This is a genomic window from Agromyces sp. G08B096, from assembly GCF_040267705.1.
In the GTDB taxonomy this organism is placed as follows: domain Bacteria; phylum Actinomycetota; class Actinomycetes; order Actinomycetales; family Microbacteriaceae; genus Agromyces.
The window spans coordinates 1,812,287-1,837,111 of record NZ_CP158374.1; the positions used below are offsets into that span (position 1 = coordinate 1,812,287).

Genomic DNA, 24,825 nt, shown 5'->3' on the forward strand with positions numbered 1-24,825 from the left:
CCCTCGACGGCCTACAGGATCTCGAGGTTGCGCTGCAGCTCGAAGGGCGTCACCTGGGCACGGTAGTCGCGCCACTCGGCCCGCTTGTTGGCGAGCACGAAGCTGAAGACCTCTTCGCCGAGCGTCTCGGCGACGAGCTCGGACTCCTCCATGTATTCGATCGCGTGGTCGAGGCTCGCGGGCAGCGGGTCGTAGCCGAGGGCTCGGCGCTCGCTGTCGCTCAGCGTCCAGACGTTGTCCTCTGCCTCGGGCGGGAGCTCGTAGCCCTCCTCGATGCCCTTCATGCCCGCCGCGAGCAGCAGCGAGAACGCGAGATACGGGTTCGCGGCCGAGTCGATGGCCCGGTACTCGACCCGTGCGCTCTGGCCCTTGTTCGGCTTGTAGAGCGGCACGCGCACGAGCGCGGAGCGGTTGTTGTGGCCCCAGCAGATGAAGCTCGGCGCCTCGCCGCCGCCCCACAGCCGCTTGTAGGAGTTGACGAACTGGTTCGTCACGGCCGAGATCTCGTTGGCGTGCCGCAGCAGGCCGGCGATGAACTGGCGGCCGATCTTGGAGAGCTGGTACTGCGCGCCCGGCTCGTAGAAGGCGTTGGCGTCGCCTTCGAACAGCGACAGGTGGGTGTGCATGCCGCTGCCCGGGTGCTCGGAGAAGGGCTTCGGCATGAACGTCGCGTAGACGCCCTGCTCGATGGCCACCTCCTTGATGACCGTGCGGAACGTCATGATGTTGTCGGCCGTCGTCAGCGCGTCGGCGTAGCGCAGATCGATCTCGTTCTGGCCGGGACCCGCCTCGTGGTGGCTGAACTCGACCGAGATGCCGAGGTCTTCGAGCATGCGCACCGAGCGCCGGCGGAAGTCGTGCGCGGTGCCGCCGGGCACGTTGTCGAAGTACCCGGCGGAGTCGACGGGCGTCGGTCCCTCCTCGCCGTACTTCGACGACTTCAGCAGGTAGAACTCGATCTCGGGGTGGGTGTAGAACGTGAAGCCGCGGTCGGCCGCGCGGGCGAGCGTCCGCTTCAGCACGTTGCGCGGGTCGGAGACGGCCGGCTCGCCGTCGGGCGTGGTGATGTCGCAGAACATCCGCCCGGTCGGGTCGACGTCGCCGCGCCACGGCAGCGTCTGGAACGTCGTGGGATCGGGGAACGCCAGCAGGTCGGACTCGTAGGTGCGACTGAGCCCCTCGATTGCGGAGCCGTCGAAGCCGATGCCCTCGCTGAAGGCCCCTTCCACCTCCGCCGGCGCGATCGCGACGGATTTCAGCGTGCCCACCACGTCGGTGAACCACAGCCTGACGAACTTGACTCCTCGTTCTTCGATGGTCCGGAGAACGAAGTCGCGCTGCTTATCCATCCACACCCTTCCTCGCTCGTTTCAGCGTAGTGGCTGCGCGGGCGGAGCCGGATGCGCCGTATGCGAGACTGTCGCCATGCCAGAGCAGCCGAACGCCGACGCATCCACGACCGCCGCAGGGCAGGTCGAGCAGAACCCGTACGGCGGTGCCTCTGCGGGCGGCGGGCCGAAGCGCGTCCGCACCCGGCACTTCCAGAACGCCAAGCGCGAAGGCATCAAGATCACCGGCCTCACCAGCTACGACCAGCTGACGGCGCGGATCTTCGACGAGGCGGGCATCGACTTCCTCCTCGTCGGCGACTCTGCGGGCAACAACGTGCTCGGCTACGACACGACGCTCCCGGTCACGGTCGACGACCTGATCCCCCTCGCCCGCGCCGTCGCCGGTGCCGTGAAGCGCGCGTTCGTCGTCGCCGACATGCCCTTCGGCTCCTACGAGAACGGCCCCGAGGAGGCGCTGCACACGGCCGTGCGGTTCATGAAGGAGACGGGGGCCCACGCGGTCAAGCTCGAGGGCGGCGAACGCAGCCGCGAGCAGATCCACCGCATCGTGCAGGCGGGCATCCCCGTCATGGCGCACATCGGCTTCACCCCGCAGAGCGAGCACGGCCTCGGCGGCCACCTCATCCAGGGCCGCGGCGAAGGACTCGCGCAGCTCATCGCCGACGCGCTCGCCGTGCAGGAGGCGGGCGCCTTCGCGGTCGTGCTCGAGATGGTCCCGGCCGATGCGGCGCGCCAGGTCACCGAGCGGCTCGACATCCCGACGATCAGCGTCGGAGCCGGCCCGCACACCGACGGGCAGCTCCTCGTGTGGACCGATTGGGCCGGCCTCACCACGGGGCGCATCCCCAAGTTCGTGAAGCAGTACGCCGACCTCGCCGGCATCCTGAGCGGTGCCGCGCGCGAGTGGGTGTCCGACGTCGCCGCCGGAACCTACCCGGGCCCCGAGCACTCGTACGAGTGAGCGCGGCCGGCGCGACGGTCGGCCTGCGCGACGGAGGTCAGTCCTCCGCCGCGTCCTCCTCAGCCCACTTCGCGCTGTTCGCGCGGAGGATCTCCAGCGCCTTCTCGGCCTCGGCGCGCGTCTCGAAGGGTCCGACGCGGTCGGCCGACGGCGACTCGAAGCCGTGCTCGACCTCGCCGGTGCGGAGGTTGTACCAGTACATGTGCTCGAGATCCTCGGCCATGGGCCGATCCTACGCCCGGCCAGTGCGCGCCGCCGTGAGCGGCTCGGCACGGCGCGGGGTCGCGCAGCCGTGACGGTAGATTTGCCTCATGGCGACAACCCATGCGATCGGCATCGACATCGGCGGCACGGGCATCAAGGGCGCGATCGTCGATCTCGCGACCGGTGAGCTCGTCTCGGACCGGCGCAAGGTCGCCACGCCCGAGGGCGGACGCCCCGCCGACATCCTCGACGCGACGGTCGACCTCCTCGCCGAGCTCGACGACGCCGACTCCGAGGCGCCGCGACTGCCCGTCGGCGTCTGCTTCCCCGCTGTCGTCAAGCGCGGGCTGACGCTGTCGGCTGCGAACATCTCCAAAGAGTGGATCGGGCTGCCCGCCGAGCAGAAGTTCGAAGAGGAACTCGGTCGTGACATCCACTTCATCAACGATGCGGATGCCGCCGGCGTGGCCGAGCTGCGCTACGGCGCCGCCGTCGGCACCGAGGGGCTCGTGATCCTCACCACGCTCGGCACCGGCATCGGCAGCGCGTTCATCTACGACGGGGTCCTCGTACCGAACTCCGAGCTCGGTCACTTGGAGATCGACGGCCACGACGCCGAGGATCGCGCCGCGTACTCCGCGATGGAGCGCGAGGAGCTGTCGTGGACCGACTGGGCGAAGCGACTCGACCGGTACTACCAGGTCGTCGAAGCGCTGTTCTCCCCCGACCTGTTCATCGTGGGCGGCGGGGTCTCCAAGCATCACGAGCAGTTCCTGCCCCTGCTGCAGATCGACACGCCCATCGTGCCCGCCGTGCATCGCAACAACGCCGGCATCCTCGGTGCGGCGTCGCTCGCGAGCGAGTGACGCCGACGAATCGGGGGTGCGAGCGGGCCGGCTGATACGCCGGGTTCTGTTCACCGGGCGCTTGCGCGACACCGGCTGGACGGCCATCTCTCTCGGAGCTGCGTTGCCGCAGCCCTCCAGCGGCCTACCCGGGAACGGGACGGGCCGCCCCATCGTTCCCTGTCTGGCCTTGCTCCGGACGAGGTTTACCGAGCCGACCGCGTCACCGCGGCCGCTGGTGGGCTCTTACCCCACCGTTTCACCCTTACCTCGGGCCGAAGCCCGTGGCGGTCTGCTTTCTGTGGCACTGTCTCGCGGGTCACCCCGGGTGGGCGTTACCCACCGTCCTGCCCTGCGGAGCCCGGACGTTCCTCGGCGCCCGATCGCTCGGGCGACGCGACCGTCTTGCCGACCCGCTCGCAGCGTCCAGTCTACCGGAGCGGGTTCGTCAGAGCCCGGACTCGTCGGTGCGGACCAGGATGCGGTCGCATTCCGGGCACTGCACGACGTCGTCGGGCGCGGCGCGGCGCACCGACTCCAGGTCGGAGCCGGTCAACGTGATCGTGCATCCGCCGCAGGTGCGGTGCTGCAGCAGCGCTGCGCCCACTCCGCCGCCGCGCACCCGGCGCTGTTCGTAGAACGCCAGGAGGGCCTCGGGGATGCCTCCCGCGACGGTCGCCCGATCGCGCTCGGCCTGGTCGCGCTCGGTCGTGAGGCCGGCAGCGGCCTCGTCGCGCTCCGCCTCGAGGCGGGAGATCTGCACCCCGATGGCGGCGCGCTCATCGTCGATGACGGTGACGGCCGACTGGGCGGCGTCGACCTTCTCCATGACAGCGAGCTCGGCGTCCTCGAGGTCGGACAGGCGCTTGCGGAGGGACGCGAGCTCGGACTCGAGTGCGCTGACGTCCTTCATCGAGGCCGTGTGGGTGAGCCGGTCGCCGTCGCGCGCGATGCGGGCCTCGACCATCGCGACATCCGACTCGAGCCGGCCGAGCTCGGCCTTCGCGTCCTCCAGCACGCCCACGGCCTCGGCGCGCGAACGCCGGATGGCGTCGTCCTTCGCACCCAGGTCGGCGAGGGCCGCGGACTGCGGCAGCGCACCGAGGCGGTGCGCGAGCTGCGCGAGACGGGTGTCGATGGACTGCAGTCGCAGCAGTTCCTGCTGCTCGGCGGGCGTGGCCTTCACGTGATGCTCCTGGGGATCGGGGTCTGGGTCACTGGACCACCTGGAAGTCCCAGGGGTCGGTGCGGAGCTCGCTCACGGCGATCTCGAGGTCGGGGTGGTCGGTGCGCAACTGCGCGGCGGCCCGGTCGAGCCAGAGCCACTCGCTGGCCCAGTGCGACACGTCGATGAGCGCGGGCCCGGTGCCGAGCAGGGCCTGCTCGCGAGCCTCAGATGCCGGGTGATGCCGCAGGTCGGCGGTGATGTACACGTCGGCGGCGCGGACGGCCGGGTCGGCGAGCAGCGAGTCGCCCGCTCCCCCGCACACGGCGATCATCTGGACGTGGTCGTCGTACCCGCCGGAGACGCGGACTCCCGTCGCGGTCGGCGGCAGCACTTCGGCGAGCCGGCGCGCGAGCCGCCCGAGCGTGGTCGGCTCTGCGAGGCGCCCGACGCGTCCGAGCCCGTGGCCCGGCGTGGTCGAAGACGGCACGATGGGCGAGGCATCCGTCATGCCCAGCCGCTCCGCCAGCACCGCGGAGGTGCCGTCTTCGACGACATCGGCGTTGGTGTGGGCTGCCAGAAGTGCGCAGTCTGCACGGATGAGGCGTGCGATGAGCGCGCCCTTGTACCGGTCTTCGGCAACGCTCGTCACTCCGCGCAGCAGCAGAGGGTGGTGGGTGATGAGCAGGTCGGCGCCCGACTCGACCGCCTCGTCGACCGTGGCCTGCACCGCATCGACCGCGAGCAGCACCCGACGCACCGATGCAGCCGGATCGCCCGTGACGAGGCCCGGCGCATCCCACGCCTCGGCGCCCGCGACCGGCCAGCGTCGATCGATCGTCGTGAGGAGGTCGGCGAGCTGCACAGGCACCCGCCCAGCCTAGCGGGGAGGGAGGTGGGCCCTGCCGGGCTCGAACCGACGACATCCACGGTGTAAGCGTGGCGCTCTACCAACTGAGCTAAAGGCCCCCGCGCCGGTGCGGCGCACGCCCATGGTAACCGAGCACCCCTACGCTCATCGCATGCAGCCGATGCAGCAGCATCCGAGCCGGAGCGCGCTCGCCGAGCACCGCTGGCCCGTCGTGATCGCGCTGCTCGCCGCACTCGCGCTCTACGCGCTGCTGCCGAACGAGATCATCGGCCCGCAACGCTTCGTCGTCGTCTCGGTGGGCCTCGCCCTGCTCGTTCCCCTCGTCATCGCCAATCCGCACCGGCTCACCCGGCAGGCACCTTGGACCCGCGCCGTCTCAGTGGGGTTCGCGCTCCTGCTCGTGCTCACGAACCAGGTCACGCTCGTCCGGCTCATCCTCGAACTCGTGGGCGGTGGCCACGACGCCCCAGGGCTGCTGCTCGCGGCCCTGCAGGTGTGGACGGTCAACGTCATCGGCTTCACCGTGCTCTTCTGGGAACTCGACCGCGGCGGCCCGGTGTTGCGCACCATGGTCGCGCGGAGCGAACTGCCGCCCGCCGACCTGCGGTTCCCCCAGGACGAGGACGACGACGCCGTGGCGGAGGTCGCCGCGAGGTCGTCCGCGGTCCGCGACTGGACGCCCCGCTTCGTCGACTACTTCTACTCGACGCTTGCGAACTCGATGGCGTTCAGCGCCACCGACGCCATGCCGTTGTCACCGCGCTTCAAACTGTTGATGTCGCTGCAGGCCTTCGGCGGGTTCCTGATCCTCGCGCTCGTGATCGCGAGATCCGTGAACATCCTGGCTTGATCGACCGACTCCGCAGCGCCCTTGCGCCCGTCCGCACCGGCCTCAGCCGCTCGCGAGGGTCGCGAGCGTCGCCTCGTAGGCCGCGAACGGCCGTGCGACCCCTGGGGGCGACGAGAACGACGATCGGATGACCCCACCCCGATCGATGCCGAACGTCGCGCGCGCCGCGTGCCCCGCGCCGTCGAGGAACGCGCCGTACGCCCGCGCGACCTCGCCGTGCGGCCAGAAGTCGGCCAGCAGCGGGAATTCGAACCCCTCGCGCTCGGCCCACGCGCGGAGCGCGTACTTCGAGTCGACGGAGACGGCGACGAGCTCGGCGCCGGCCCGTCCGAACTCCGACCGGCGGGCCTGGAGCTCCCCGAGTTCGCTGCGGCACGTGGCCGAGAAGGCGAACGGGAAGAAGACGAGCACGACCGCCTGGTTCCCGCGGAACTCCGCGAGCCGGACGGTGCGGCCGTGCTGATCCGGAAGGGCGAACTCCGGTGCGGCGGAGCCGTCGGCGAGCGTCATCCGGGGCTCCATTCCGTGTCGGCCGGTGCGGCGCCGCCCAGCCTATCCCCGCCCCGGGCGGCCCGTGGGCAGCGTCGGATGGTGCAGGCTTAGACTCACTAGGATGGCGTGGTGCCGTCCGACCGCAACCCGGTCGGCTTCGTCGTGCGCACGCAGTGTTCCGCAGGCAAGACCTGCAGAAGAGAGAGGTCGACTGTGACTGTCAACGACCAGGACCCCTACTCGGTCGAGGCGATGGACTCGGATCCCGAGGAGACCGGCGAGTGGGCTGAATCCCTCGATGCCCTCGTCGCCGCGAAGGGTCACCAGCGCGGGCGCGAGATCATGCTCAGCCTGCTGAAGCGCTCGAAGGAGCTGCACCTCGGCGTGCCGATGGTGCCGACCACCGACTACCTGAACACCATCGCCCCCGAAAACGAGCCGGAGTTCCCGGGCGACGAGGAGATCGAGCGCCGCTACCGCGCCTGGATCCGCTGGAACGCGGCCATGCTCGTGCACCGCGCGCAGCGCCCCGGCATCGCCGTCGGCGGCCACATCTCGACGTACGCGTCATCCGCCGCGCTCTACGAGGTCGGGTTCAACCACTTCTTCCGCGGTCAGGACCACCCCGGCGGCGGCGACCAGATCTTCATCCAGGGCCACGCCTCCCCCGGTACGTACGCCCGCGCGTTCCTCGAGGGCCGCCTCTCCGCCGACCAGCTCGACGGCTTCCGGCAGGAGAAGTCGCACGCCCCCGACGGGCTCTCGAGCTACCCGCACCCTCGGCTCATGCCCGAGTTCTGGCAGTTCCCGACCGTGTCGATGGGCCTCGGTCCGATCAACGCGATCTACCAGGCCCAGCTCAACAAGTACCTCACCAACCGCGGCATCAAGGATGCCTCCGACCAGCATGTCTGGGCGTTCCTGGGCGACGGCGAGATGGACGAGGTCGAGAGCCGCGGACAGCTCCAGGTCGCCGCGAACGAGGGACTCGACAACCTCACGTTCGTGATCAACTGCAACCTGCAGCGCCTCGACGGGCCGGTGCGCGGCAACGGCAAGATCATCCAGGAGCTCGAGAGCTTCTTCCGCGGCGCCGGCTGGAACGTCATCAAGGTGGTCTGGGGGCGCGAGTGGGACGACCTGCTCGCCCGCGACCACGAGGGCGCGCTCCGCAACCTCATGAACGTCACGCCCGACGGCGACTACCAGACCTACAAGGCTGAGTCCGGCGCGTACGTGCGCGAGAACTTCTTCGGGCGCGACCCGCGCGCGCTCGAGCTCGTGAAGGACCTCTCCGACGAGCAGATCTGGAACCTCAAGCGCGGCGGGCACGACTACCGCAAGGTCTACGCGGCGTTCAAGGCGGCCACGGAGCACAAGGGCCAGCCGACCGTCATCCTCGCGAAGACGATCAAGGGCTACGGCCTCGGACCGTCGTTCGAGGGTCGCAACGCGACCCACCAGATGAAGAAGATGACCCTCGACAACCTCAAGACGTTCCGTGATGCGATGCGCATCCCGATCACGGACGCGCAGCTCGAGGAGAACCCCTACCTGCCGCCGTACTACCACCCGGGTGAGCAGGACGAGGCCATCCAGTACCTGCACGAGCGCCGCCGCGCGCTCGGCGGCTACCTGCCCGAGCGGCGCACGCACCACACGGCTGTCTCGCTGCCGGACGACTCCGCGTACGCGATCGCGAAGAAGGGCTCCGGCACGCAGGAGGTCGCCACGACGATGGCCTTCGTGCGCCTCCTGAAGGACCTCATGCGGTCGAAGGACTTCGGCAACCGCATCGTGCCGATCATCCCAGACGAGGCGCGCACGTTCGGCATGGACGCGTTCTTCCCGAACGCGAAGATCTACAACCCGAACGGTCAGCACTACACCTCGGTCGACCGGGAGCTCCTGCTCGCCTACAAGGAGAGCCCGCAGGGCCAGATCGTGCACGTCGGCATCAACGAGGCCGGTGCGCTCGCGGCGTTCACCGCCGCCGGCACGTCGTACTCGACGCAGGGCGAGCCGCTCATCCCGATCTACGTCTTCTACTCGATGTTCGGGTTCCAGCGCACGGGCGACGCCATGTGGGCGGCCGGCGACCAGATGGCGCGCGGCTTCCTCATCGGCGCGACGGCCGGGCGGACGACCCTGACGGGTGAAGGCCTGCAGCACGCCGACGGACACTCGCTGCTGCTCGCCGCGACGAACCCCGCCGTGGTCTCCTACGACCCCGCGTACGGCTACGAGATCGGCCACATCATGCGCGCCGGACTCGAGCGCATGTACGGCGGCGCCCACCCGGACCCCAACGTCATGTACTACCTCACGGTCTACAACGAGCCGCTCGTGCAGCCCGCGGAGCCGGAGAGCGTCGACGTCGAGGGCATCGTCCGAGGCATCCACCGCATTGCGGAGGGCGCCGGCGAGGGGCCCAAGGCGCAGCTGCTCGCCTCCGGCGTGGCCGTGCCGTGGATCCTCGAGGCGCAGCACCTGCTCGCCGAGGACTGGGGTGTGTCGGCCGACGTCTGGTCGGTCACGAGCTGGTCGGAGCTGAACCGCGACGGCCTCGCCGTCGACGAGCACAACTTCCTCGAGCCCGAGGCGGAGCGCCGGGTGCCGTACCTGACGCAGAAGCTCTCCGGTGCGCGCGGGCCGTTCGTCGCCGTGAGCGACTTCATGCGCGGTGTGCCCGAGCAGATCCGGGCGTACGTGCCCGGCCAGTTCGCCACGCTCGGCGCAGACGGCTTCGGCTTCTCCGACACCCGCCCGGCCGCCCGCCGGTTCTTCAAGATCGACGGCCCGTCGGTCGTGGTGCGCACGCTCGAGCTGCTCGCCGAACGCGGCGAGGTGGACCGTTCGCTCCCCGCTCAGGCGATCGCGAAGTACCGGCTGCACGACGTGAACGCCGGCACGACGGGATCGGCCGGCGGCGAGAGCTGACGGACGACCGACGTGGCGACGAGGCCCCGGACGAAAGCGGAGACGCTCGCGTGGCTGCGAACCATCGCGGGTGAGCTCTCGACCCAGACGCTGAAGCGTCTGGAGGACACGCTCCCGTGGTATGGCGACATGCCGCCGAGCCGTCGTTCGGCGGTGGGCCTCGTCGCGCAGGCCGGCATCAGCTCGTTCATCGCGTGGTTCGACGACCCCAAGTCGACCCCGTGGATCGCGGCCGACGTGTTCGGCGCGGCGCCCCGGGAACTCCTCCGCTCGGTGAGCCTGCAGCAGACGCTGCAGCTCATCCGGGTGACGGTCGAGGTCGTCGAGGAGCGCGTGAAGGACGGCGGCGAGCCGCTCCGCGAGGCGATCCTGCTCTACTCGCGGGAGATCGCGTTCGCTGCCGCCGACGTGTACGCCAGGGCGGCCGAGGCCCGCGGGCTCTGGGACGCCCGGCTCGAAGCGCTCGTCGTCGACTCGATCCTCTCCGGCGAGTACGACGAGGAGCTGCCGAGCCGCATCGCGGCGCTCGGCTGGCACGGCCACGGCGAGGTCGCCGTGCTCGTCGGCACCGCGCCGAAGCTGTTCGACGTCGACCAGGTCCGCCGGGCGGCCCGGCACATGCATGCCGACGTCCTCGTCGGCGTGCAGGGCAACCGCCTCGTCGTCGTCATCGGCCGCTCCGAGCCTCGCGGACGCGAGAACGAGACCACGCCCGAGACCATCGGCACGGCGCCGGCGATGAGCTTCCTCGAGATCGCGGAGCAGCTCGAGCCGTATTTCGGCGCCGGTCATCTCGTGCTCGGACACGAGGTGCCGAACCTCGTCGACGCCTCGAAGAGCGCCCGTGCCGCGCTCGCCGGGTTCGCCGTCGCGCGCTCGTGGCGGAACGCTCCCCGGCCGGTGCACGCCGACGATCTGCTTCCGGAACGCGCCCTCGCGGGCGATCCGCTCGCGAAGGCGACGCTCGTGCACCGGATCTACCGACCGCTGCAGGCGCATTCGACGGAGCTGCTCACGACGCTCTGGAGCTATCTCGACAACGGCCGCTCGCTCGAGGCGACGGCGCGCGAACTGTTCGTGCATCCGAACACGGTGCGGTACCGGCTGAAGCGGGTCTCCGACGTCATCGGCTGGGATGCCACGGGCGCCCGCGAAGCGCTCATCCTGCAGTGCGCGCTGATCGTCGGCTCGATGAGCGATCACGAGCTCGCCCCGCGGCGTCGGCCGAAGCCCTGACGGGTGAACGTATACACCACGCACAATCATCCGCGGGATAGCTTGTAGCGTATGCACACTCCACACCCGCGCACGATTGGCAGACTGGTCTGGTGATCGTCGTCGTCTGCCCTGGTCAGGGCTCGCAGACCCCCGGTTTCCTCTCCCCTTGGCTCGCCGAACCCGCCTTCGCCGAGCGTCTCAGCGCGCTCTCGGCAGCCGCGGGCCTCGACCTCGCGAAGCACGGCACCGAGAGCGACGCCGACACCATCCGCGACACCGCGGTGGCTCAGCCGCTCATCGTGGCGGCGGGCCTGCTGGCCCTCGAGGCGCTCACGGCCGACGGTCGTGCGTCGCGCCTCGGCGGCATCGCCGGCCACTCGGTCGGCGAGATCACCGCCGCCGCCGGAACGGGCGTGCTGAGCGATGCCGACGCGATGCGCTTCGTCGCCGAGCGCGGCCGTGCGATGGCGGATGCCGCGGCACAGGCGGCCACCGGGATGAGCGCCGTCATCGGCGCAGACGAGGACACCCTGCTCGCGCGGCTCGCCGAACTCGGACTGGAGCCCGCGAACTTCAACGGCGGCGGCCAGATCGTCGTCGCCGGAGCCGTCGAGGCGCTCGACGCGCTGAAGGCGGAACCGCCGGCCGGCGCCCGAGTGATCCCCTTGCAGGTCGCCGGTGCCTTCCACACCCGCTACATGGCGCCCGCCGTCGACCGACTCGCCGAGGTCGCCACGACGCTCTCCCCCGCGGACCCGACGCTCCGACTCTGGACGAATCACGACGGCCGGATCGTCACGAGCGGCGCCGAGTTCGTCGACCTCCTCGTCGGCCAGGTCTCCTCCCCGGTGCGATGGGATCGCTGCATGGCCGCGTTCGCGGACGCCGGCGTGACCGGCATCATCGAGGTCGCACCCGCCGGCGCTCTCGTCGGACTGGCGAAGCGAGCCCTCAAGGGCGTGCCCGCCGTCGCCGTCAAGACGCCCGACGACCTGCCCGCCGCGTTCGAACTCATCGACGCGGCCGCGGCCTGATCCAGACACGAGAGAACCCACGGATGTCGACACCCACCCTCCAGCAGTCCCACGGCCCGGCGTACACCCGGATCTACTCCATCGGCGCGGCCCGCGGCGCGAACGCGGTTCCGAACGAGGAGCTGATCGGCCCGATCGACTCCTCCGACGAGTGGATCCAGCAGCGCACCGGCATCATCACGCGCGCGCGTGCCGGCAGCGACGTGCTCGCCGTCGATCTCGCCACGGATGCGGCGCGCGAGGCGATCGAGCGATCCGGCGTCTCGCCCGAGCTCATCGACCTCGTGATCATCGCCACGATCTCGAACGTGCAGCAGACGCCGTCGATGGCGGCCGTCGTCGCCGACCGGGTCGGTGCGAACCCGGCCGCGGCATACGACATGAACGCCGCGTGCGCCGGCTACGCCTACGCGGTCACGCAGGCCGACGCCCTCATCCGCACCGGCGTCGCCCGCTACGCCCTCGTCGTCGGCGCCGAGAAGCTCTCCGACGTCATCGACCCCACCGATCGCAGCATCTCGTTCCTGCTCGGCGACGGTGCAGGCGCGGTCGTGATCGGCCCGAGCGACACGCCCGGCATCGGGCGGACCGTCTGGGGCTCCGATGGCTCGAAGGCCGGCGCGGTCGGGATGAATCACACCCTCGTCGAGTTCCGCGACGGCGCCGCCGAGTGGCCGACGCTCCGACAGGAGGGCCAGACCGTCTTCCGCTGGGCCGTGTGGGACATGGCCAAGGTCGCCAAGCAGGCGCTCGACGCCGCCGGCGTGACGGCTGCCGACCTCGCCGCGTTCATCCCCCACCAGGCGAACATGCGGATCATCGACGAGTTCGCGAAGCAGCTGAAGCTGCCCGACTCCGTCGTCATCGCGCGCGACATCGCGACGACCGGCAACACGTCGGCCGCGTCCATCCCGCTCGCGACCCACCGGCTGCTCGAGGAGCACCCGGAACTGTCGGGCGGGCTCGCCCTCCAGATCGGCTTCGGCGCAGGACTCGTGTTCGGCGCCCAAGTGGTGGTTCTGCCCTGAACCGCCGTTCCCCGTCCATCTAGACTGTGTCACGGTCATCCGAGACACCCCAAGGAGAGAAGAACATGGCATTGTCCACGGAAGAAGTGCTTGCCGGCCTGGCCGAGCTCATCAACGACGAGACCGGCATCGCGACCGACACGGTCGAGCTGGACAAGTCGTTCACCGATGACCTCGACATCGACTCCATCTCGATGATGACGATCGTCGTCAACGCCGAGGAGAAGTTCGACGTGAAGATCCCCGACGAGGAGGTCAAGAACCTCAAGACCGTCGGCGACGCCGTCGACTTCATCGTCAAGGCCCAGGCCTAGTCGCTGCGAAGGGCGGGCCCGCGCGACGCGCCGGCCCGCCCTCCCCTTTCCACCCCCTCCCCACGGAGTGTTTTCGTCATGACCAAGAAGATCGTCATCACGGGCATCGGCGCGACGTCGCCGCTCGGCGGCACCGCCCGTGACAGCTGGACCGCCCTGCTCGCCGGCGAGTCCGGTGCACGCACGCTCGAGCACGAGTGGGTGTCGAAGTATGAGCTGCCCGTCACGTTCGCCGCCGAGGCGAAGGTGCGACCCGAAGAGGTGCTCGAGCGCCCGGTCGCGAAGCGCCTCGATCCGTCGAGCCAGTTCGCGCTCATCTCCGCGAAGGAGGCCTGGCTCGACGCCGGGGCGCCCGACGTCGCACCCGAACGTCTCGGCGTGGACTACGCCACCGGCATCGGCGGGGTGTGGACCCTCCTCGACGCGTGGGACACGCTGCGCGACCGCGGCCCGCGCCGGGTCATGCCGATGACGGTCCCCATGCTGATGCCGAACGCGGCATCCGCGGCGATCTCGATGCACTTCGGCGCCCGCGCGTTCGCGCGCACGGTGGCGTCGGCCTGTGCGTCGAGCACGGAATCGCTGGCGAACGCCTACGAGCACCTCCAGCTCGGCCTCGCAGATGTCGTCCTCGCGGGCGGCACGGAGTCGGCGATCCACCCGATCACCGTCGCCTCGTTCGCGTCGATGCAGGCGCTGTCGCGTCGCAACGACGACCCGGCGCACGCTTCGCGCCCGTACAGCATCGACCGCGACGGCTTCGTCATGGGCGAGGGCGCGGCGACGCTCGTCGTCGAGACCGAGGAGCACGCGCTCGCGCGCGGCGCCCGCATCTACGCCGAGCTTGCCGGCAGCGGCGTGACGGCGGACTCGTATCACATCACCGCGAACGACCCGGAGGGTCGCGGTGCGAGCCGCGCGCTGCGTCTCGCACTCGAGCAGGCGGGTGCGTCGGCCGACGACGTCACGCACATCAACGCGCACGCGACGAGCACGCCCGTCGGCGACATCGCCGAGTACGTGGCGCTGCGCGAGGTGTTCGGCGACCGCGTGCACGAGATCCCCGTGTCGGCGACGAAGGCGTCCACCGGGCACCTGCTCGGCGGCACGGGCGCCCTCGAGGCCGTGTTCTCGATCTTCGCGATCACCGAGCGGGTCGCTCCGCCGACGATCAACCTCACGGAGCAGGACCCCGAGATCCCGCTGCGGGTCTCGGGCGCCCCGCAGCCGCTCGGCGACGGCCCGCAGCTGGCCGTGTCGAACTCGTTCGGGTTCGGCGGTCACAACGCGGTCGTCGCGCTGCGCACGGTCTGAGGTCGGTCCGCCCGATCACGCTGAAGCGGCCCCGGTGATCCACCGGGGCCGCTTCGTCACGGTGCGACGGTTTCGCTCGTGCGCGGGCCGGGATGCTTCGACCGACCTTCGCGTCGCGCCACCGCGGCGCCGTGGTCTCACCCCACGCGGTGCAGCCACACCACGGGCGCGAAGTCGCTCGCGTGCCGGAACGGCTCGAGTTCGTCGTCCCATGCCTGCCCGAGCGCGAGCCGCAACTCGCGATGCAGTTCGGCCGCGTCGGTGCCGGCGACCTCCATCGCGTAGCGCACCCGGTCCTCGGGGATGACGGTGTTGCCCGCCGTGTCGGTCTGTGCGAAGAACACGCCGAGGTCCGGGGTGTGCATCCAGCGGGCTCCGTCCGAGCCCGGCGTCGGGTCTTCGGACACCTCGAAGCGCAGCTGGGGCCAGCCTCGGAGCGCCGACGCGATGCGAGCACCGTCGCCGACCTGGCCCTCCCAGGTGAACTCGGCGCGCATGCTGCCGCGCAGCACCGGCTGCTCCGTCCACTCGAAGTTCACGGGCGTGCCGAGCGCTCCGCCCGCAGCCCATTCGACATGCGGGCACATCGCTCTCGGCGAGGAGTGCACGTACAGCACGCCTCGCGCGGAGCGCGCGGCCCGCGTGAGCTCTTCCGCCATCTCGATCTCCGTTCCCGTGAGGTGCGTCTTCCCCTACGACCTCGGGAACGTCGAATGACGTCGTGTTCGATTGTGGACGGCTCGCCGTCACGGCGATTATGCCGCGGATCAGGCCATCGGGCAAGATCAACGGCGGCGCTGCGGTGCTTCCGCCGGCCCGCCCGCAACTGTATGCTCGGTGAGGATTTCGCCTTCGCCCCTCACCGCGATTCAGGAGCCCTCGCCATGGCCGTCCGCGACACCCTCCTGGTCCTGCTCACCGCGGGGCCCGCCTACGGCTTCCAGCTCCACGGCGAGCTCACTCGGCGGACCGGCGGCCGCCGGGTCGTGAACGTCGGGCAGACGTACGCGACCCTCGACCGGCTGACGGCGCGCAAGCTGATCGAGTCCGCGGGCACGACCGACGACGGTCTGCCCCTCCACGGGCTGACCGATGCCGGACGGACGGAGGCGCTCGCCTGGCTCGACGGTGCCGATGCCGCCGGCGCCGACCCGTGGGACGAGACGGTGGACCGGGTCCTCGTCGCCGCATCACTACCGGGCATCGACGCGGACGACGTGGTCGGCGCCGAACGCCGTCGGTGGGAGGAGCGGCTGGCGGAGGCATCCGCTCGGGCGACGGAGGCCGCAGCCGACCCGGCCGCGGCGCTCTCCCGGCTCGCGGCTCACGCGGAACAGGAGCGTGCCCGCGCCGCGCTCGCCTGGATCGGCGCCGTCGCGGAGGCGACGCCCGAGCCGTTCGCTCCGGCCGCTGAGCGACCCCGGCGCGGCCGGCGCCCGGGCAGCCGGGCGCCGGCTCAGGAGGATGCCGGGACCGAGGGCACCACGTCGCCTGACGGACCCGCCGACGATCAGTCGACGTCGGCGTAGCTGTCGACGATCCGGAGACCGAGCGGGAACTCCACCGGGAAGTCACCGAACAGCAGGCGTCCGGCTCCGGCGGCGGTCTCGCGCACCGCGTCCGCCACGCGCTCGGCATGCTCGGCCGGCGTGTGCACGATCAGCTCGTCGTGCAGGAAGTACACCAGGTGCGGCACCGCGGCGAACGCCCGCCCCGACGCGGCCGCCGGCGCCTCGGCCGGGGACTCGGCACCGATCGCCGCGAGACGCGTGCGGAGCGCCGCCATCCAGCAGAGCGCCCATTCGGCGGAGCTCCCCTGGACGACGAAGTTCCGGGTGAAGCGGCCCCACTCCCGCGCGACCGAACGCGCCCGCCGCTCGTCGGCGGCGGAGGCATCCGGGTCGGACGCCCGCGACTGGGCGAGCCACCAGCTCGCCGGCGGCAGCGGCGACGATCGGCCGAGATGCGTGCTCACGCGGCGGCCCCGCTCGCCGTCGGCGGCCGCACGGTCGAAGAGCGCCATCGCCCGCGGATACGCGCGTGCGAGTCTCGGCACCAGTCGGCCGCTATCGCCGGAGGTCGCCCCGTACATCGCGCCGAGGATCGCCACCTTCGCCTGCGGCCTGGTCTCGACGACGCCGGAGTCGACGAGACCGGCGTAGAGATCGCGCCCACGCCCCGCGTCGGCGAGGGCCCGGTCGTGGGCGAGCCCCGCGAGCACGCGCGGATCGAGCTGCGCGGCGTCTGCGACGACCAGCCGCCAGCCGGGGTCGGCCACGACGGCGCGCCTGACCTGCTTCGGCAGCTGCAGCGCTCCCCCGCCGGAGGTCGCCCAGCGTCCGGTCGCCGTGCCGCCCGGAACGTATTCCGACCGGAACCGTCCGTCGGCGACCCACTCCTCGAGCCAGCTCCAGCCGTTGGCGCTGAGCAGCCGGGCGAGCTTCTTGTAGGCCAGGAGCGGAGCGATGGCGGGGTGCTCGATCTCCCTGAGCTCCCACCGACTGGTGGAGTCGACCGCGAGCCCGGCGTTCCGGAGCGCGCGCAGCAGTTCCACCTGCGAGTCGGGATTCAGCGCGGGCGCGTCGAGCGCGGCCCGCACCTCGGCCGCGAGGGCGGCCATCCGGGCCGGCTTGGCCCCGGCGACTGGGCGCGGGCCGAGCTCCTCCTCGAGGACGCGTTCGTGCACGTCGACGCTCCACGGCAGGCCCGCCGCCTGCAGTTCGACGCCGATGAGCGCACCCGCCGACTCCGCGGCGGCGAGCAGCCGCAACCGGGCGGGCGACCGGCTCGCGGCGATCAGGCGATCCTGCCGGCCGAGCTCGGCGAGCACCTCGCCGACGGATGCCCCGTCAGGGCCGTGCTTCGGCGCGTCATGGCGACCGTGCTCGGTGGGCGCGGCGACGGAATCAGCGCGGTCGTCCTGGATGCCGGGGCCCGTCGCCGTCTCGGCATCGCCGACGAGGTCGAACAGCGCGAGCGCGGGCTCGGGCCGAGGCGGCGGTTCGACGGCGGCGCCGGGGAGCGCGCCTTCAGCGGGGCCGGGGCCGAGCCATGGCGGCCTCGGGCTCTCTGCGGCCCGGGCGTCCTCGGTCAGCACGGACTGCTCGAGCAGGGCGCCGACGAGGCGCAGGTCGTGGACGCGCTCGATGCGCACCCCGGCGGCGAGCACTCCCGGATACCAGGCCCTGGAGTCGCCCCATACCCATCTCGGCGCGGCCGGCTCGAACCGGCGGACGAGCTCGGGCAGTTCGTCGATCGCCACGGTCGCAAGGGGCTGACCGTCACCGGGGTCGGCGGCCGAGGGCGCAGCGTCGGCGGCTCGGGCGCGGTCGTCTGCGACGGACACCGCCGAAACCCGCCCGGCGCCGGCTGCTCCGAGCACGATCCGCACCCCGACATCCTCCCGCGACCGGCCGACATCCGAGAACGCACCGGAAGCGACGTCCGCGTTCAGCGCGATGTCGGCGGGCGATGGCACGATCGCCTCGATGAACGAACTGGCTCGACGATGACCGCCGTCGGATTCTCCTGCGGCCACGGCGCTGCCCCCGGTAGCCCGGGGTCCGTCGTGCTGCGACGCGCCTGCCCGGTGTGCATGCTCGTGCACGAGACGCAGCGTACGCGCGGGGAACTGCTCGGCCGCGTCGCTCCCGCCCAGCGCGCCGCAGTCGCGGCGGAGACCCGGGTCGGCGCCGAGTACGAGTGGCGCTGCGCGCGGGGCCACGACCGCTACCGCGCCAGCATCGCCGAGGTCCTCACGGGCACGGGGTGCGCGAAATGCCGCACCGCGGCGATCGCGCCCGCCGCCCTCGCCGAGGCCGGCGTGCCGTTCATGAAGCCCGGTCTCCGCGTCGGTACCTCCATGACCGAACAGCGCCTGCGCGCGCTGCTCGGCGAACGCCTCAGGCTGCATCACCGGGTGAACGCGATCCGCATCGCCCGCACGTTCCACGGCAGGCGCGAGGTCTGGCCCGACATCATCGTGCCGAGCCTCCGGATCGCGGTCGAATACGACGATCCCGGCCGGTCACGGCGCGCGCACCTCGGCTTGAAGGAGGCATCCGATCTCGACAAGGACGACGCGCTCCGCGAGGTCGGCTGGGACGTCATCCGGGTGCGCGGCGGCGGACTCGGACCGATCGGGCCGAACAGCATCGTCTGCCGGTCGATCACGGCCGAGGTCGCCGACGCCGTCGTCCGGCGGATGCGCGAGCTCCGCGGCGATGCCGCCGTCGATGCGATCACACTCCCGACCGCGACGTCGGTCCGGTCCTGAGCCCGGTCGCGCGACGGGTCCGGAGCCGCTCCCCCCAGCGGAGCTCCGGACCCGTGGCGCGCGACGTCGGCGCGCCGGCGGCGGGCGGACCTACCGGGCCGCCGCCGTCTTCAGCTCCCGCCCGTGGACGGTGAGCGCGTAGATGACCAGGATGTCGAGCACGATCACGATCAGCGACCACCAGGGCTGCACGGGAAGCAGGAAGAGCTGCCCGATCGCGTTCAGCACCGCGAGGATGACGCCGAGCACCCTCGCCCACGTCGCGCCGGCGAAGAGCGCTCCTCCCGCGAGGATGAGCGTGGCACCGCTGATCAGGTGCCACCACCCCCAGCCGGCGACGTCGAACAGGACGAGGTCGCCGGTGCCCGACAGGAAGTACGCGCTGTCCGGGCCGATGACGGCGATCAGTCCGTAGATCACGTCGATGATGCCCGCGGTGAGCAGGATGATGGCGGCGAACCATCCCCAGCCGACCCACCCGGTCGTCGCACTGTCACTCATGTCTGTCCCCTCTCTCGATGCCCCCGACCGGCGGAAGGCGCCATCGACGGGGTGTCGTTCGTCACGGTAGTGACGGGCGCCTGCGGGCGGCATCACGCAGGTCGGGTGATATCCCGGCCCTCGTCCCGGGACCCTCGAAGGCGACTATTGGAGCGCTGAGGTGAGTCGGGCGACCCCGTCGAGGAACGTGGCCGTCGGCGGCTCCCTCCGCCATTCCTCGAGGGTGAGCTCCCGGCCGACGTCGCGGTACCCCTGCTCCACCTGACGCATCCGGTCGACGAACGCACGTCCCCGGACGAGCATCGAGATCTCGAAGTTCAGCGCGAACGAACGGATGTCCATGTTGCTCGAGCCGATGACGGCGAGGTCGTCGTCGATCGAGAGATGCTTGGCGTGCAGGATGTACGGCCCCGGGTAGAGGAAGATCCGCACGCCGGCCTCCAGCAGCGGTTCGTAGTAGGAGCGCTGCGCGTGCCAGACGGAGCCCTGATCGCCGATCTCCGACACGAAGAGCTGCACCTCGAGGCCGCGGAACCGCGCCGAGGTGATGGCGTACATCATCGCCTCATCAGGGACGAAGTATGGACTCGTGATGATGACCCGCTCCCTCGCCTGGCTGACGAGGGTCAGGAACAGGCGCAGGTTGTTCTCCTGCTCGTACGAGGGCCCGCTCGGCACGACCTGGCAGATGAGCGAGTCGGATGCCTCCGCCGCGGCGACCTCGCCCGCCGGCAGGTGCGCGACGTCGATGAGGGATTCACCGGTCTCCGCCATCCAATCGGAGAGGAAGACGGCGTTCACCGCCGCGACGGCGGGTCCGGTGACCTGCACCACGAGCTCCTGCCACATGAGCCCCCGCTTGCGGTTCTTCGGCGAGTCGTAATCACGGGCGATGAGGTTCTGCGAGCCGGTGAACGCCGTGCGGCCGTCGACGACGACGAGCTTGCGGTGGTTGCGCAGGTCGGGCCGCTGGTATTGCCCGGAGAGCGGCCGGACCGGCAGGAGGTAGTGCCACTCGACACCGATCCGGTCGAGTTCGGAGGTGGTGACGTCGTGCACGCTCACCCGCTTGGAGGCCACGAAGTCGAGGAGGACCCTCACCCGCACGCCTCGCGCGACGGCCCGCTCCATCGCGCCGAAGAACCCGCGGGTGGTGTCGTCGAACGCGACGATGTAGAACTCGATGTTCACGAACGTCGCGGCGGCGTCGAGCTCCGCGGCCATCCGGTCGATTGACGACTGGTAGTCGCCGATGAGCTCGGCCCGGTTGCCGCCGACCGCCGGCAGGGCGCCGAGCAACCGGTTCTGCTCCGCGAGCTGGCGGAACTCCGCGGGCAGCGGGGCGCCCGAGGCATCCGTCGCAGGCGTCGGGAACGCCGCCGCTCGGAGCGCGATCTCGCGGTCGGTCGCCCGCTGGCGCTCGCGTCGCCGCTTCGGGAGCTTCACCGAGCCGATGAGCAGGAAGAGCAGGATACCGACGAACGGGATGAGGAAGACGGCGAGCAGCCACGCCATCGCCGCGGTCGGTTTCCGGTCTCTCGGCACGATGATGAGCGCCAGCACGCGGATCGTCCAGTCGAGCAGGACGAGGACGACCCCGAGCACCACGGTCGCGTCGGCGCTCATACCGCCCTCCCTCCGGCGGCGACCCCAGGCTGCCGCAGGCGCAGGTCCCGGCGGCCGGCCGACACGTTCGGCCCGCCGCCGCCGGACGCGGCATCCCTCATGCGGTGGCGGGCAGATCGTAGGCGATGTGCACGGCTTCGATGCTGCCGTCGAAGGCGAACGGCATGCGGTCGGCGTACGCCCGCGAGACGGCGCCGCCGTACGCGCGTCCGACGTCGAGACAGTCGTTCGCCGAGAACAGCAGCGGCGCGCTGACGGGCACCGTGCCGGACGCGACCTCCGTGCCGTCCACCCGGAGCGACACCGAGAGCGGCCCGCCCGGCCGGGGCTCGACGTACGCGGTCACGATCTCCAGCGTGTGCTCCCCCGCCGCGAGCGCGGAAGGCGCGGCGATGATCGTGCGCTGCACGAGGAACAGGTTGTACTCGTAGTGGAGGACGCCGTCGACGAGGTACGCGGTGAGTCCCCCTCCCGCGCCGCCGAGCTTGTAGAGCACGCCGCTCGCGCCGTCCTCCACCCGCACCGTCATCGTGACCGTGTTCGGCTTGTTGCCGAGCGCGGGTGCGCAGAACTCCGGGATGCGCACGGTGTCGCCGGAGAGCTCCCACTCCGTGTACGCCGGGCCGAGGCGGTACTCGGGGTGGTACACGGGCACCCAGAGCCCGCCGCCCACCGGCAGCACCTCGTTCTTCGCCGCCTCGATCGCGAACAGCTCCTTCAGCTGCGCGAGCTTCTCGGGATGCTCCGCCGCCAGGTCGTGGGCCTGGCTCCAGTCCTCGTCGAGGTGGTAGAGCTCCCAGGTGTCGGCGTCGGGCGTCCAGGTCGCGATCCCGGGAGGTGCGCCCGGCACCCACGGCAGGCGCGGCCCCGTGGCCGAGGCGATCCAGCCGTCGGCGTAGATCGACCGGCTCGCCATGATCTCGAAGTACTGGACGCGGTGCCGGCCCTCGGCCGCCGCATCCTCGATCGAGTACGCGAAGCTCGTGCCATCGATCGGATCCTGCGGGATGCCGTTCACCGTCTCCGGGTGCGAGATCCCGAGGATCTCGTAGATTGTCGGAGCGACGTCGATCACGTGATGGAACTGCGTGCGCGGTTCAAGGTCGGGCTCGATCCGCCCGGGCCACTGGATGAACATCGGGTTCCGTGTGCCGCCGAGGTGGGAGGCCATGAGCTTCATGCCCTGATACGGGGTCGACCCGGCCCACGCCCATGCGGCGTGGTACTGGTTGTCGGTCGCGGGCGTGCCGAGCGCATCGAGTCCGCCGAGCTCCTCGAGCGCCGCGATGTGCTGATCGACGGTCGTCGGGATCATGTTCTGCGCGAGCAGCTCGCTGATGGTGCCGTTCTGTCCTTCCCCCGACGAGCCGTTGTCGCCCCAGATGTAGATGATGATCGTGTCGTCGAGGTATCCCAGGCGTTCGATCTCGTCCACGACGCGGCCGGCCTGCACGTCGGCGTGCTCGCCGAACCCGGCCGCGACCTCCATGAGCCGGCGCTGGAACGGCTTCTGATGCTCAGGGATGTCCTCCCACGCGGCGAGGCTCTCGGGGCGGGGGGTGAGCTCCGCGTCCTCGGGAATCCATCCCGCGGCCTTCGCGCCCGCGTGCGCACGCTCCCGATACGCGTCCCACCCGTCGTCGAACCGGCCGGCGTACTTGTCCGCCCACTCCTTCATGATGTGGTGCGGCCCGTGGATCGCTCCGGTCGCCCAGTACATGTAGAACGGCTTGTCCGGAGCGTTGGCCTTGTGGTCTCGCAGCCAGTGCACCGCATCGTCCGCGAGGTCCTCGCTGAGGTGATAGCCCTCCTCAGGCGTCTTCGGCGGATGCACCACGGTCGTGTTTCGCACCAGGTTCGGTTCGTACTGGGATGCCTCGCCCGCGAGGAATCCGTAGAAGTACTCGAACCCGTAGCCGGTGGGCCAGCGATCGTACGGACCGGCCGTCGTCGTCTCCTCAGCGGGGGTGTTGTGCCATTTGCCCCACGCGCCGGTCGAATACCCGTAGTTCCGGAGGACCTCGGCCATCGTCGCGCTCGACTTCGGGATGTGCCCCGAGTAGCCGTCCCAGTCATTCGCGAGCTCTGCGATCTGACCGTTCCCGACACGGTGATGGTTGCGGCCGGTCAGCAGGGACGCCCGGGTCGGCGAGCACATCGCCGTCGTGTGGAACCGGTTGTAGCCGACGCCGTTCGCGCGGATCCGCTCGAGCGTCGGCGTCGCCACGAGACCGCCGAGCGGCTCGGGCAGGGCCGGGCCCGCATCGTCGATGAGGATCACGAGGACGTTCGGCGCCCCCTCGTGCAGGCGCCGCTCGGCCGGTTTCGGCGAGTACGTCGACTCCTGCAAGGTGCGCCCGGCGACGCTCCCCGACGGCTTCGGCGGAAACGGCAGTGTGCGTGCGGTCGGCAGCGGCTCGCCGATCACTGATCTCCGGTTGTTCATGCTGGTCCCCCTCGTTCGATCTACGCGAGCAGCTTCGTCTTCGCCGCCTCGAACTCCGCATCGTTTAGCACACCCTGTGCCTTCAGGTCGGAGAGCTTCTGGAGCTCGGCGACGACATCCACGCCGCCCGCGCCTCCGGTCGTCGGCGCGGCGGCCACGGCTTGCGCCGGCGCGTGCGGCGGCGCGACCTGCGCGGCCGCCTGAGACAGCTCGTACTGCTGCGCCTCGTAGGCCCGCTCCGCCCGCTCGTTCTGACGTCTGGCCACGTTCCCGCTCACGGCGGTCGCGGTTCCGGCGACGACGGCCGTTCGCGCGGCCATGCCGATCAGTCCCGGCCGGCCCATTCTCCTCAGCAACATGATCGTCTCCACCCCATCCGGATCTCAGCGCGCCTCGGCGAGGGCGGCGTTGACGACGGGCGCGGGAATCCGCACGGACTCGACGACCTCGCCGCCCGCGGCGGCGAACTCCGACGCGAGATGCTTCGCCCACGTCAGCTCGACCGCGAGCAGCAACGCCGCCGATCCTCGGGGCAGTCGCTCGCCGAGCTCGTTCGCGTCCGCCTCGGCGATGAGCCCGTGGGCCGGCAGCTCGAGCTCGCCGAACGACACGCTCGATTCGTCGATCTCGAGGAAGCGCAGTTCGCCGTCGGGCCCGCGGCTGACGTCCACCAGGTCGAGCAGGCGCACGGTGCCGGACTCCGCGAGATCGAACACGGCTGCGATCACACCGGCCGGCGAGGTTCCGGCGTCATAGGTCGCGAGCACGAACTCGACCGGGCCGTACTCCAGATCTGGCATGGTGTCCCCTCCGTCTCCCTCCGACGGGCTCCCACCCGTCTTCATGGGCGGCGCGCATGCCGACGCCCGCCCTCATCGTGTCCGTCCGGGGCATCCGACGGCATCATGCAGATCAGGTGATGAGACCTTCCGCCGAGATCGCCCGATCTGCGTGATGCGGACGGCGGGGGCGGGAGGTGGACTGCGTGGAACCGACGGCGGCTCGGATGCACCGCATCCTGGCTGGCCGGCCCGCATCGGGATGCGAGGGGGTGCACGTGGACTACGTCGATCAGCTCCGTCGACTGGCCATCCATGCCGACGAGCCGGCACCGGAGTCGCTCGCCGTGGCCGCGGCGGAGGGTCTGGCACCCAGGGAGCTCGCGATCGGGCGGTTCTCGGCGCTCATCGCGATGGGAGGCACGGATGCCTCCTTCTCGGCCGCCGTGGACGAGGCGGTGCGGGCCCAGGTGAGCGCGCGCGAGCTCGTCCATGCGATCCTCGGCGTCGCCGCCGTGGTCGGGATGCCTCGGGCGGTGTCGGCGGCTCAGCATCTCGCGGTCGTTCTCGGGCTCGATGACGACACCGTGGTGCCCGGCAGCGAGTAGG

24 protein-coding genes, 1 tRNA gene and 1 other RNA gene are annotated in these 24,825 nt (G+C 70.9%); 12 read left to right on the forward strand and 14 right to left on the reverse strand.

All coding sequences use genetic code 11. The annotated features are described in order from the left end of the window. Positions 1–11 precede the first annotated feature (11 nt). Complete coding sequence (locus tag ABIQ69_RS08775) at positions 12–1,349, reverse strand: glutamine synthetase family protein (protein ID WP_350346745.1); 1,338 nt, start codon at positions 1,347–1,349, stop codon at positions 12–14. A gap of 76 nt (positions 1,350–1,425) precedes the next feature. Between ABIQ69_RS08775 and panB the strand changes: the two genes are divergently transcribed. After that, positions 1,426–2,313 (forward strand): 3-methyl-2-oxobutanoate hydroxymethyltransferase, encoded by an 888-nt coding sequence (panB, locus tag ABIQ69_RS08780; protein WP_350346746.1) that lies wholly within the window; start codon positions 1,426–1,428, stop codon positions 2,311–2,313. A gap of 37 nt (positions 2,314–2,350) precedes the next feature. Here the strand turns inward: panB and ABIQ69_RS08785 are convergent, their stop codons facing one another. Next, on the reverse strand, positions 2,351–2,536 hold the full coding sequence (locus ABIQ69_RS08785; protein ID WP_350346747.1) for an SPOR domain-containing protein: 186 nt from the start codon (positions 2,534–2,536) through the stop codon (positions 2,351–2,353). Positions 2,537–2,624: 88 nt separating this feature from the next. Between ABIQ69_RS08785 and ppgK the strand changes: the two genes are divergently transcribed. After that, positions 2,625–3,383: a polyphosphate--glucose phosphotransferase gene (gene ppgK, locus ABIQ69_RS08790; RefSeq protein WP_350346748.1), complete on the forward strand. Its 759-nt coding sequence runs from the start codon at positions 2,625–2,627 to the stop codon at positions 3,381–3,383. 19 nt (positions 3,384–3,402) lie between these two features. Here the strand turns inward: ppgK and rnpB are convergent. The 4 genes from rnpB to ABIQ69_RS08810 form a co-directional block, all read right to left on the reverse strand. Beyond that, positions 3,403–3,778, reverse strand: an RNA gene (gene rnpB / locus ABIQ69_RS08795) — RNase P RNA component class A. Between the two features lie 32 nt (positions 3,779–3,810). After that, on the reverse strand, positions 3,811–4,548 hold the full coding sequence (locus tag ABIQ69_RS08800) for a C4-type zinc ribbon domain-containing protein (protein WP_350346749.1): 738 nt from the start codon (positions 4,546–4,548) through the stop codon (positions 3,811–3,813). Between the two features lie 28 nt (positions 4,549–4,576). Next, positions 4,577–5,398, reverse strand: coding sequence for a Nif3-like dinuclear metal center hexameric protein (locus tag ABIQ69_RS08805; protein WP_350346750.1), 822 nt, complete (start codon positions 5,396–5,398; stop codon positions 4,577–4,579). A 25-nt stretch (positions 5,399–5,423) separates the two neighbouring features. Next, a tRNA-Val gene (locus tag ABIQ69_RS08810) sits at positions 5,424–5,496 on the reverse strand. Between the two features lie 53 nt (positions 5,497–5,549). Here ABIQ69_RS08810 and ABIQ69_RS08815 point away from each other — a divergent pair. Beyond that, the gene (locus ABIQ69_RS08815; RefSeq protein WP_350346751.1) at positions 5,550–6,248 is read left to right on the forward strand and encodes a hypothetical protein; all 699 of its coding nucleotides are present in this window, start codon (positions 5,550–5,552) and stop codon (positions 6,246–6,248) included. A 42-nt stretch (positions 6,249–6,290) separates the two neighbouring features. Here the strand turns inward: ABIQ69_RS08815 and ABIQ69_RS08820 are convergent, their stop codons facing one another. Continuing rightward, entirely contained in the window at positions 6,291–6,758 is a 468-nt protein-coding gene (locus ABIQ69_RS08820) for a peroxiredoxin (protein WP_350346752.1), read from the reverse strand. Between the two features lie 195 nt (positions 6,759–6,953). Between ABIQ69_RS08820 and aceE the strand changes: the two genes are divergently transcribed. The 6 genes from aceE to ABIQ69_RS08850 all read left to right on the forward strand — a co-directional run bounded on the left by aceE (position 6,954) and on the right by ABIQ69_RS08850 (position 14,588). Beyond that, a complete protein-coding gene (aceE, locus tag ABIQ69_RS08825; protein ID WP_350346753.1) occupies positions 6,954–9,680 on the forward strand; it encodes a pyruvate dehydrogenase (acetyl-transferring), homodimeric type in 2,727 nt (908 codons plus the stop codon). Between the two features lie 12 nt (positions 9,681–9,692). Further along, the gene (locus ABIQ69_RS08830) at positions 9,693–10,916 is read left to right on the forward strand and encodes a helix-turn-helix domain-containing protein (protein WP_350346754.1); all 1,224 of its coding nucleotides are present in this window, start codon (positions 9,693–9,695) and stop codon (positions 10,914–10,916) included. Positions 10,917–11,008: 92 nt separating this feature from the next. Continuing rightward, on the forward strand, positions 11,009–11,932 hold the full coding sequence (locus ABIQ69_RS08835) for an ACP S-malonyltransferase (protein WP_350346755.1): 924 nt from the start codon (positions 11,009–11,011) through the stop codon (positions 11,930–11,932). 23 nt (positions 11,933–11,955) lie between these two features. After that, positions 11,956–12,960, forward strand: coding sequence for a beta-ketoacyl-ACP synthase III (locus ABIQ69_RS08840; protein ID WP_350346756.1), 1,005 nt, complete (start codon positions 11,956–11,958; stop codon positions 12,958–12,960). A gap of 65 nt (positions 12,961–13,025) precedes the next feature. Next, complete coding sequence (locus ABIQ69_RS08845; protein ID WP_056731598.1) at positions 13,026–13,274, forward strand: acyl carrier protein; 249 nt, start codon at positions 13,026–13,028, stop codon at positions 13,272–13,274. A gap of 78 nt (positions 13,275–13,352) precedes the next feature. Then, entirely contained in the window at positions 13,353–14,588 is a 1,236-nt protein-coding gene (locus tag ABIQ69_RS08850) for a beta-ketoacyl-[acyl-carrier-protein] synthase family protein (protein WP_350346757.1), read from the forward strand. Between the two features lie 137 nt (positions 14,589–14,725). Here the strand turns inward: ABIQ69_RS08850 and ABIQ69_RS08855 are convergent, their stop codons facing one another. Then, positions 14,726–15,247, reverse strand: a complete 522-nt coding sequence (locus ABIQ69_RS08855) for a DUF3145 domain-containing protein (protein WP_350346758.1) — start codon at positions 15,245–15,247, stop codon at positions 14,726–14,728. A gap of 225 nt (positions 15,248–15,472) precedes the next feature. Here ABIQ69_RS08855 and ABIQ69_RS08860 point away from each other — a divergent pair, with 225 nt between their 5' ends. Then, positions 15,473–16,117, forward strand: coding sequence for a helix-turn-helix transcriptional regulator (locus ABIQ69_RS08860; RefSeq protein WP_350346759.1), 645 nt, complete (start codon positions 15,473–15,475; stop codon positions 16,115–16,117). On the opposite strand, the gene ABIQ69_RS08865 is transcribed toward ABIQ69_RS08860, so the two are convergent. Then, positions 16,099–18,066, reverse strand: a complete 1,968-nt coding sequence (locus ABIQ69_RS08865) for a bifunctional 3'-5' exonuclease/DNA polymerase (RefSeq protein ID WP_350346760.1) — start codon at positions 18,064–18,066, stop codon at positions 16,099–16,101. The genes ABIQ69_RS08860 and ABIQ69_RS08865 overlap by 19 nt on opposite strands. Positions 18,067–18,096: 30 nt before the next feature. Here ABIQ69_RS08865 and ABIQ69_RS08870 point away from each other — a divergent pair, with 30 nt between their 5' ends. Next, entirely contained in the window at positions 18,097–18,864 is a 768-nt protein-coding gene (locus ABIQ69_RS08870) for a hypothetical protein (protein ID WP_350346761.1), read from the forward strand. 90 nt (positions 18,865–18,954) lie between these two features. Here ABIQ69_RS08870 and ABIQ69_RS08875 read toward each other — a convergent pair whose 3' ends face one another. The 5 genes from ABIQ69_RS08875 to ABIQ69_RS08895 form a co-directional block, all read right to left on the reverse strand. After that, the gene (locus ABIQ69_RS08875; RefSeq protein ID WP_350346762.1) at positions 18,955–19,365 is read right to left on the reverse strand and encodes a hypothetical protein; all 411 of its coding nucleotides are present in this window, start codon (positions 19,363–19,365) and stop codon (positions 18,955–18,957) included. A 144-nt stretch (positions 19,366–19,509) separates the two neighbouring features. Further along, positions 19,510–20,991, reverse strand: a complete 1,482-nt coding sequence (locus tag ABIQ69_RS08880) for a phospholipase D-like domain-containing protein (protein ID WP_350346763.1) — start codon at positions 20,989–20,991, stop codon at positions 19,510–19,512. A gap of 97 nt (positions 20,992–21,088) precedes the next feature. Next, complete coding sequence (locus ABIQ69_RS08885; RefSeq protein ID WP_350346764.1) at positions 21,089–23,437, reverse strand: arylsulfatase; 2,349 nt, start codon at positions 23,435–23,437, stop codon at positions 21,089–21,091. 20 nt (positions 23,438–23,457) lie between these two features. Continuing rightward, positions 23,458–23,757, reverse strand: coding sequence for an SHOCT domain-containing protein (locus tag ABIQ69_RS08890; protein WP_350346765.1), 300 nt, complete (start codon positions 23,755–23,757; stop codon positions 23,458–23,460). Between the two features lie 63 nt (positions 23,758–23,820). Beyond that, positions 23,821–24,237 (reverse strand): DUF6325 family protein, encoded by a 417-nt coding sequence (locus ABIQ69_RS08895; RefSeq protein WP_350346766.1) that lies wholly within the window; start codon positions 24,235–24,237, stop codon positions 23,821–23,823. Positions 24,238–24,494: 257 nt separating this feature from the next. On the opposite strand from ABIQ69_RS08895, the gene ABIQ69_RS08900 reads away from it, so the two are divergent. Continuing rightward, positions 24,495–24,824, forward strand: coding sequence for a hypothetical protein (locus ABIQ69_RS08900; protein WP_350346767.1), 330 nt, complete (start codon positions 24,495–24,497; stop codon positions 24,822–24,824). Position 24,825 lies beyond the last annotated feature (1 nt).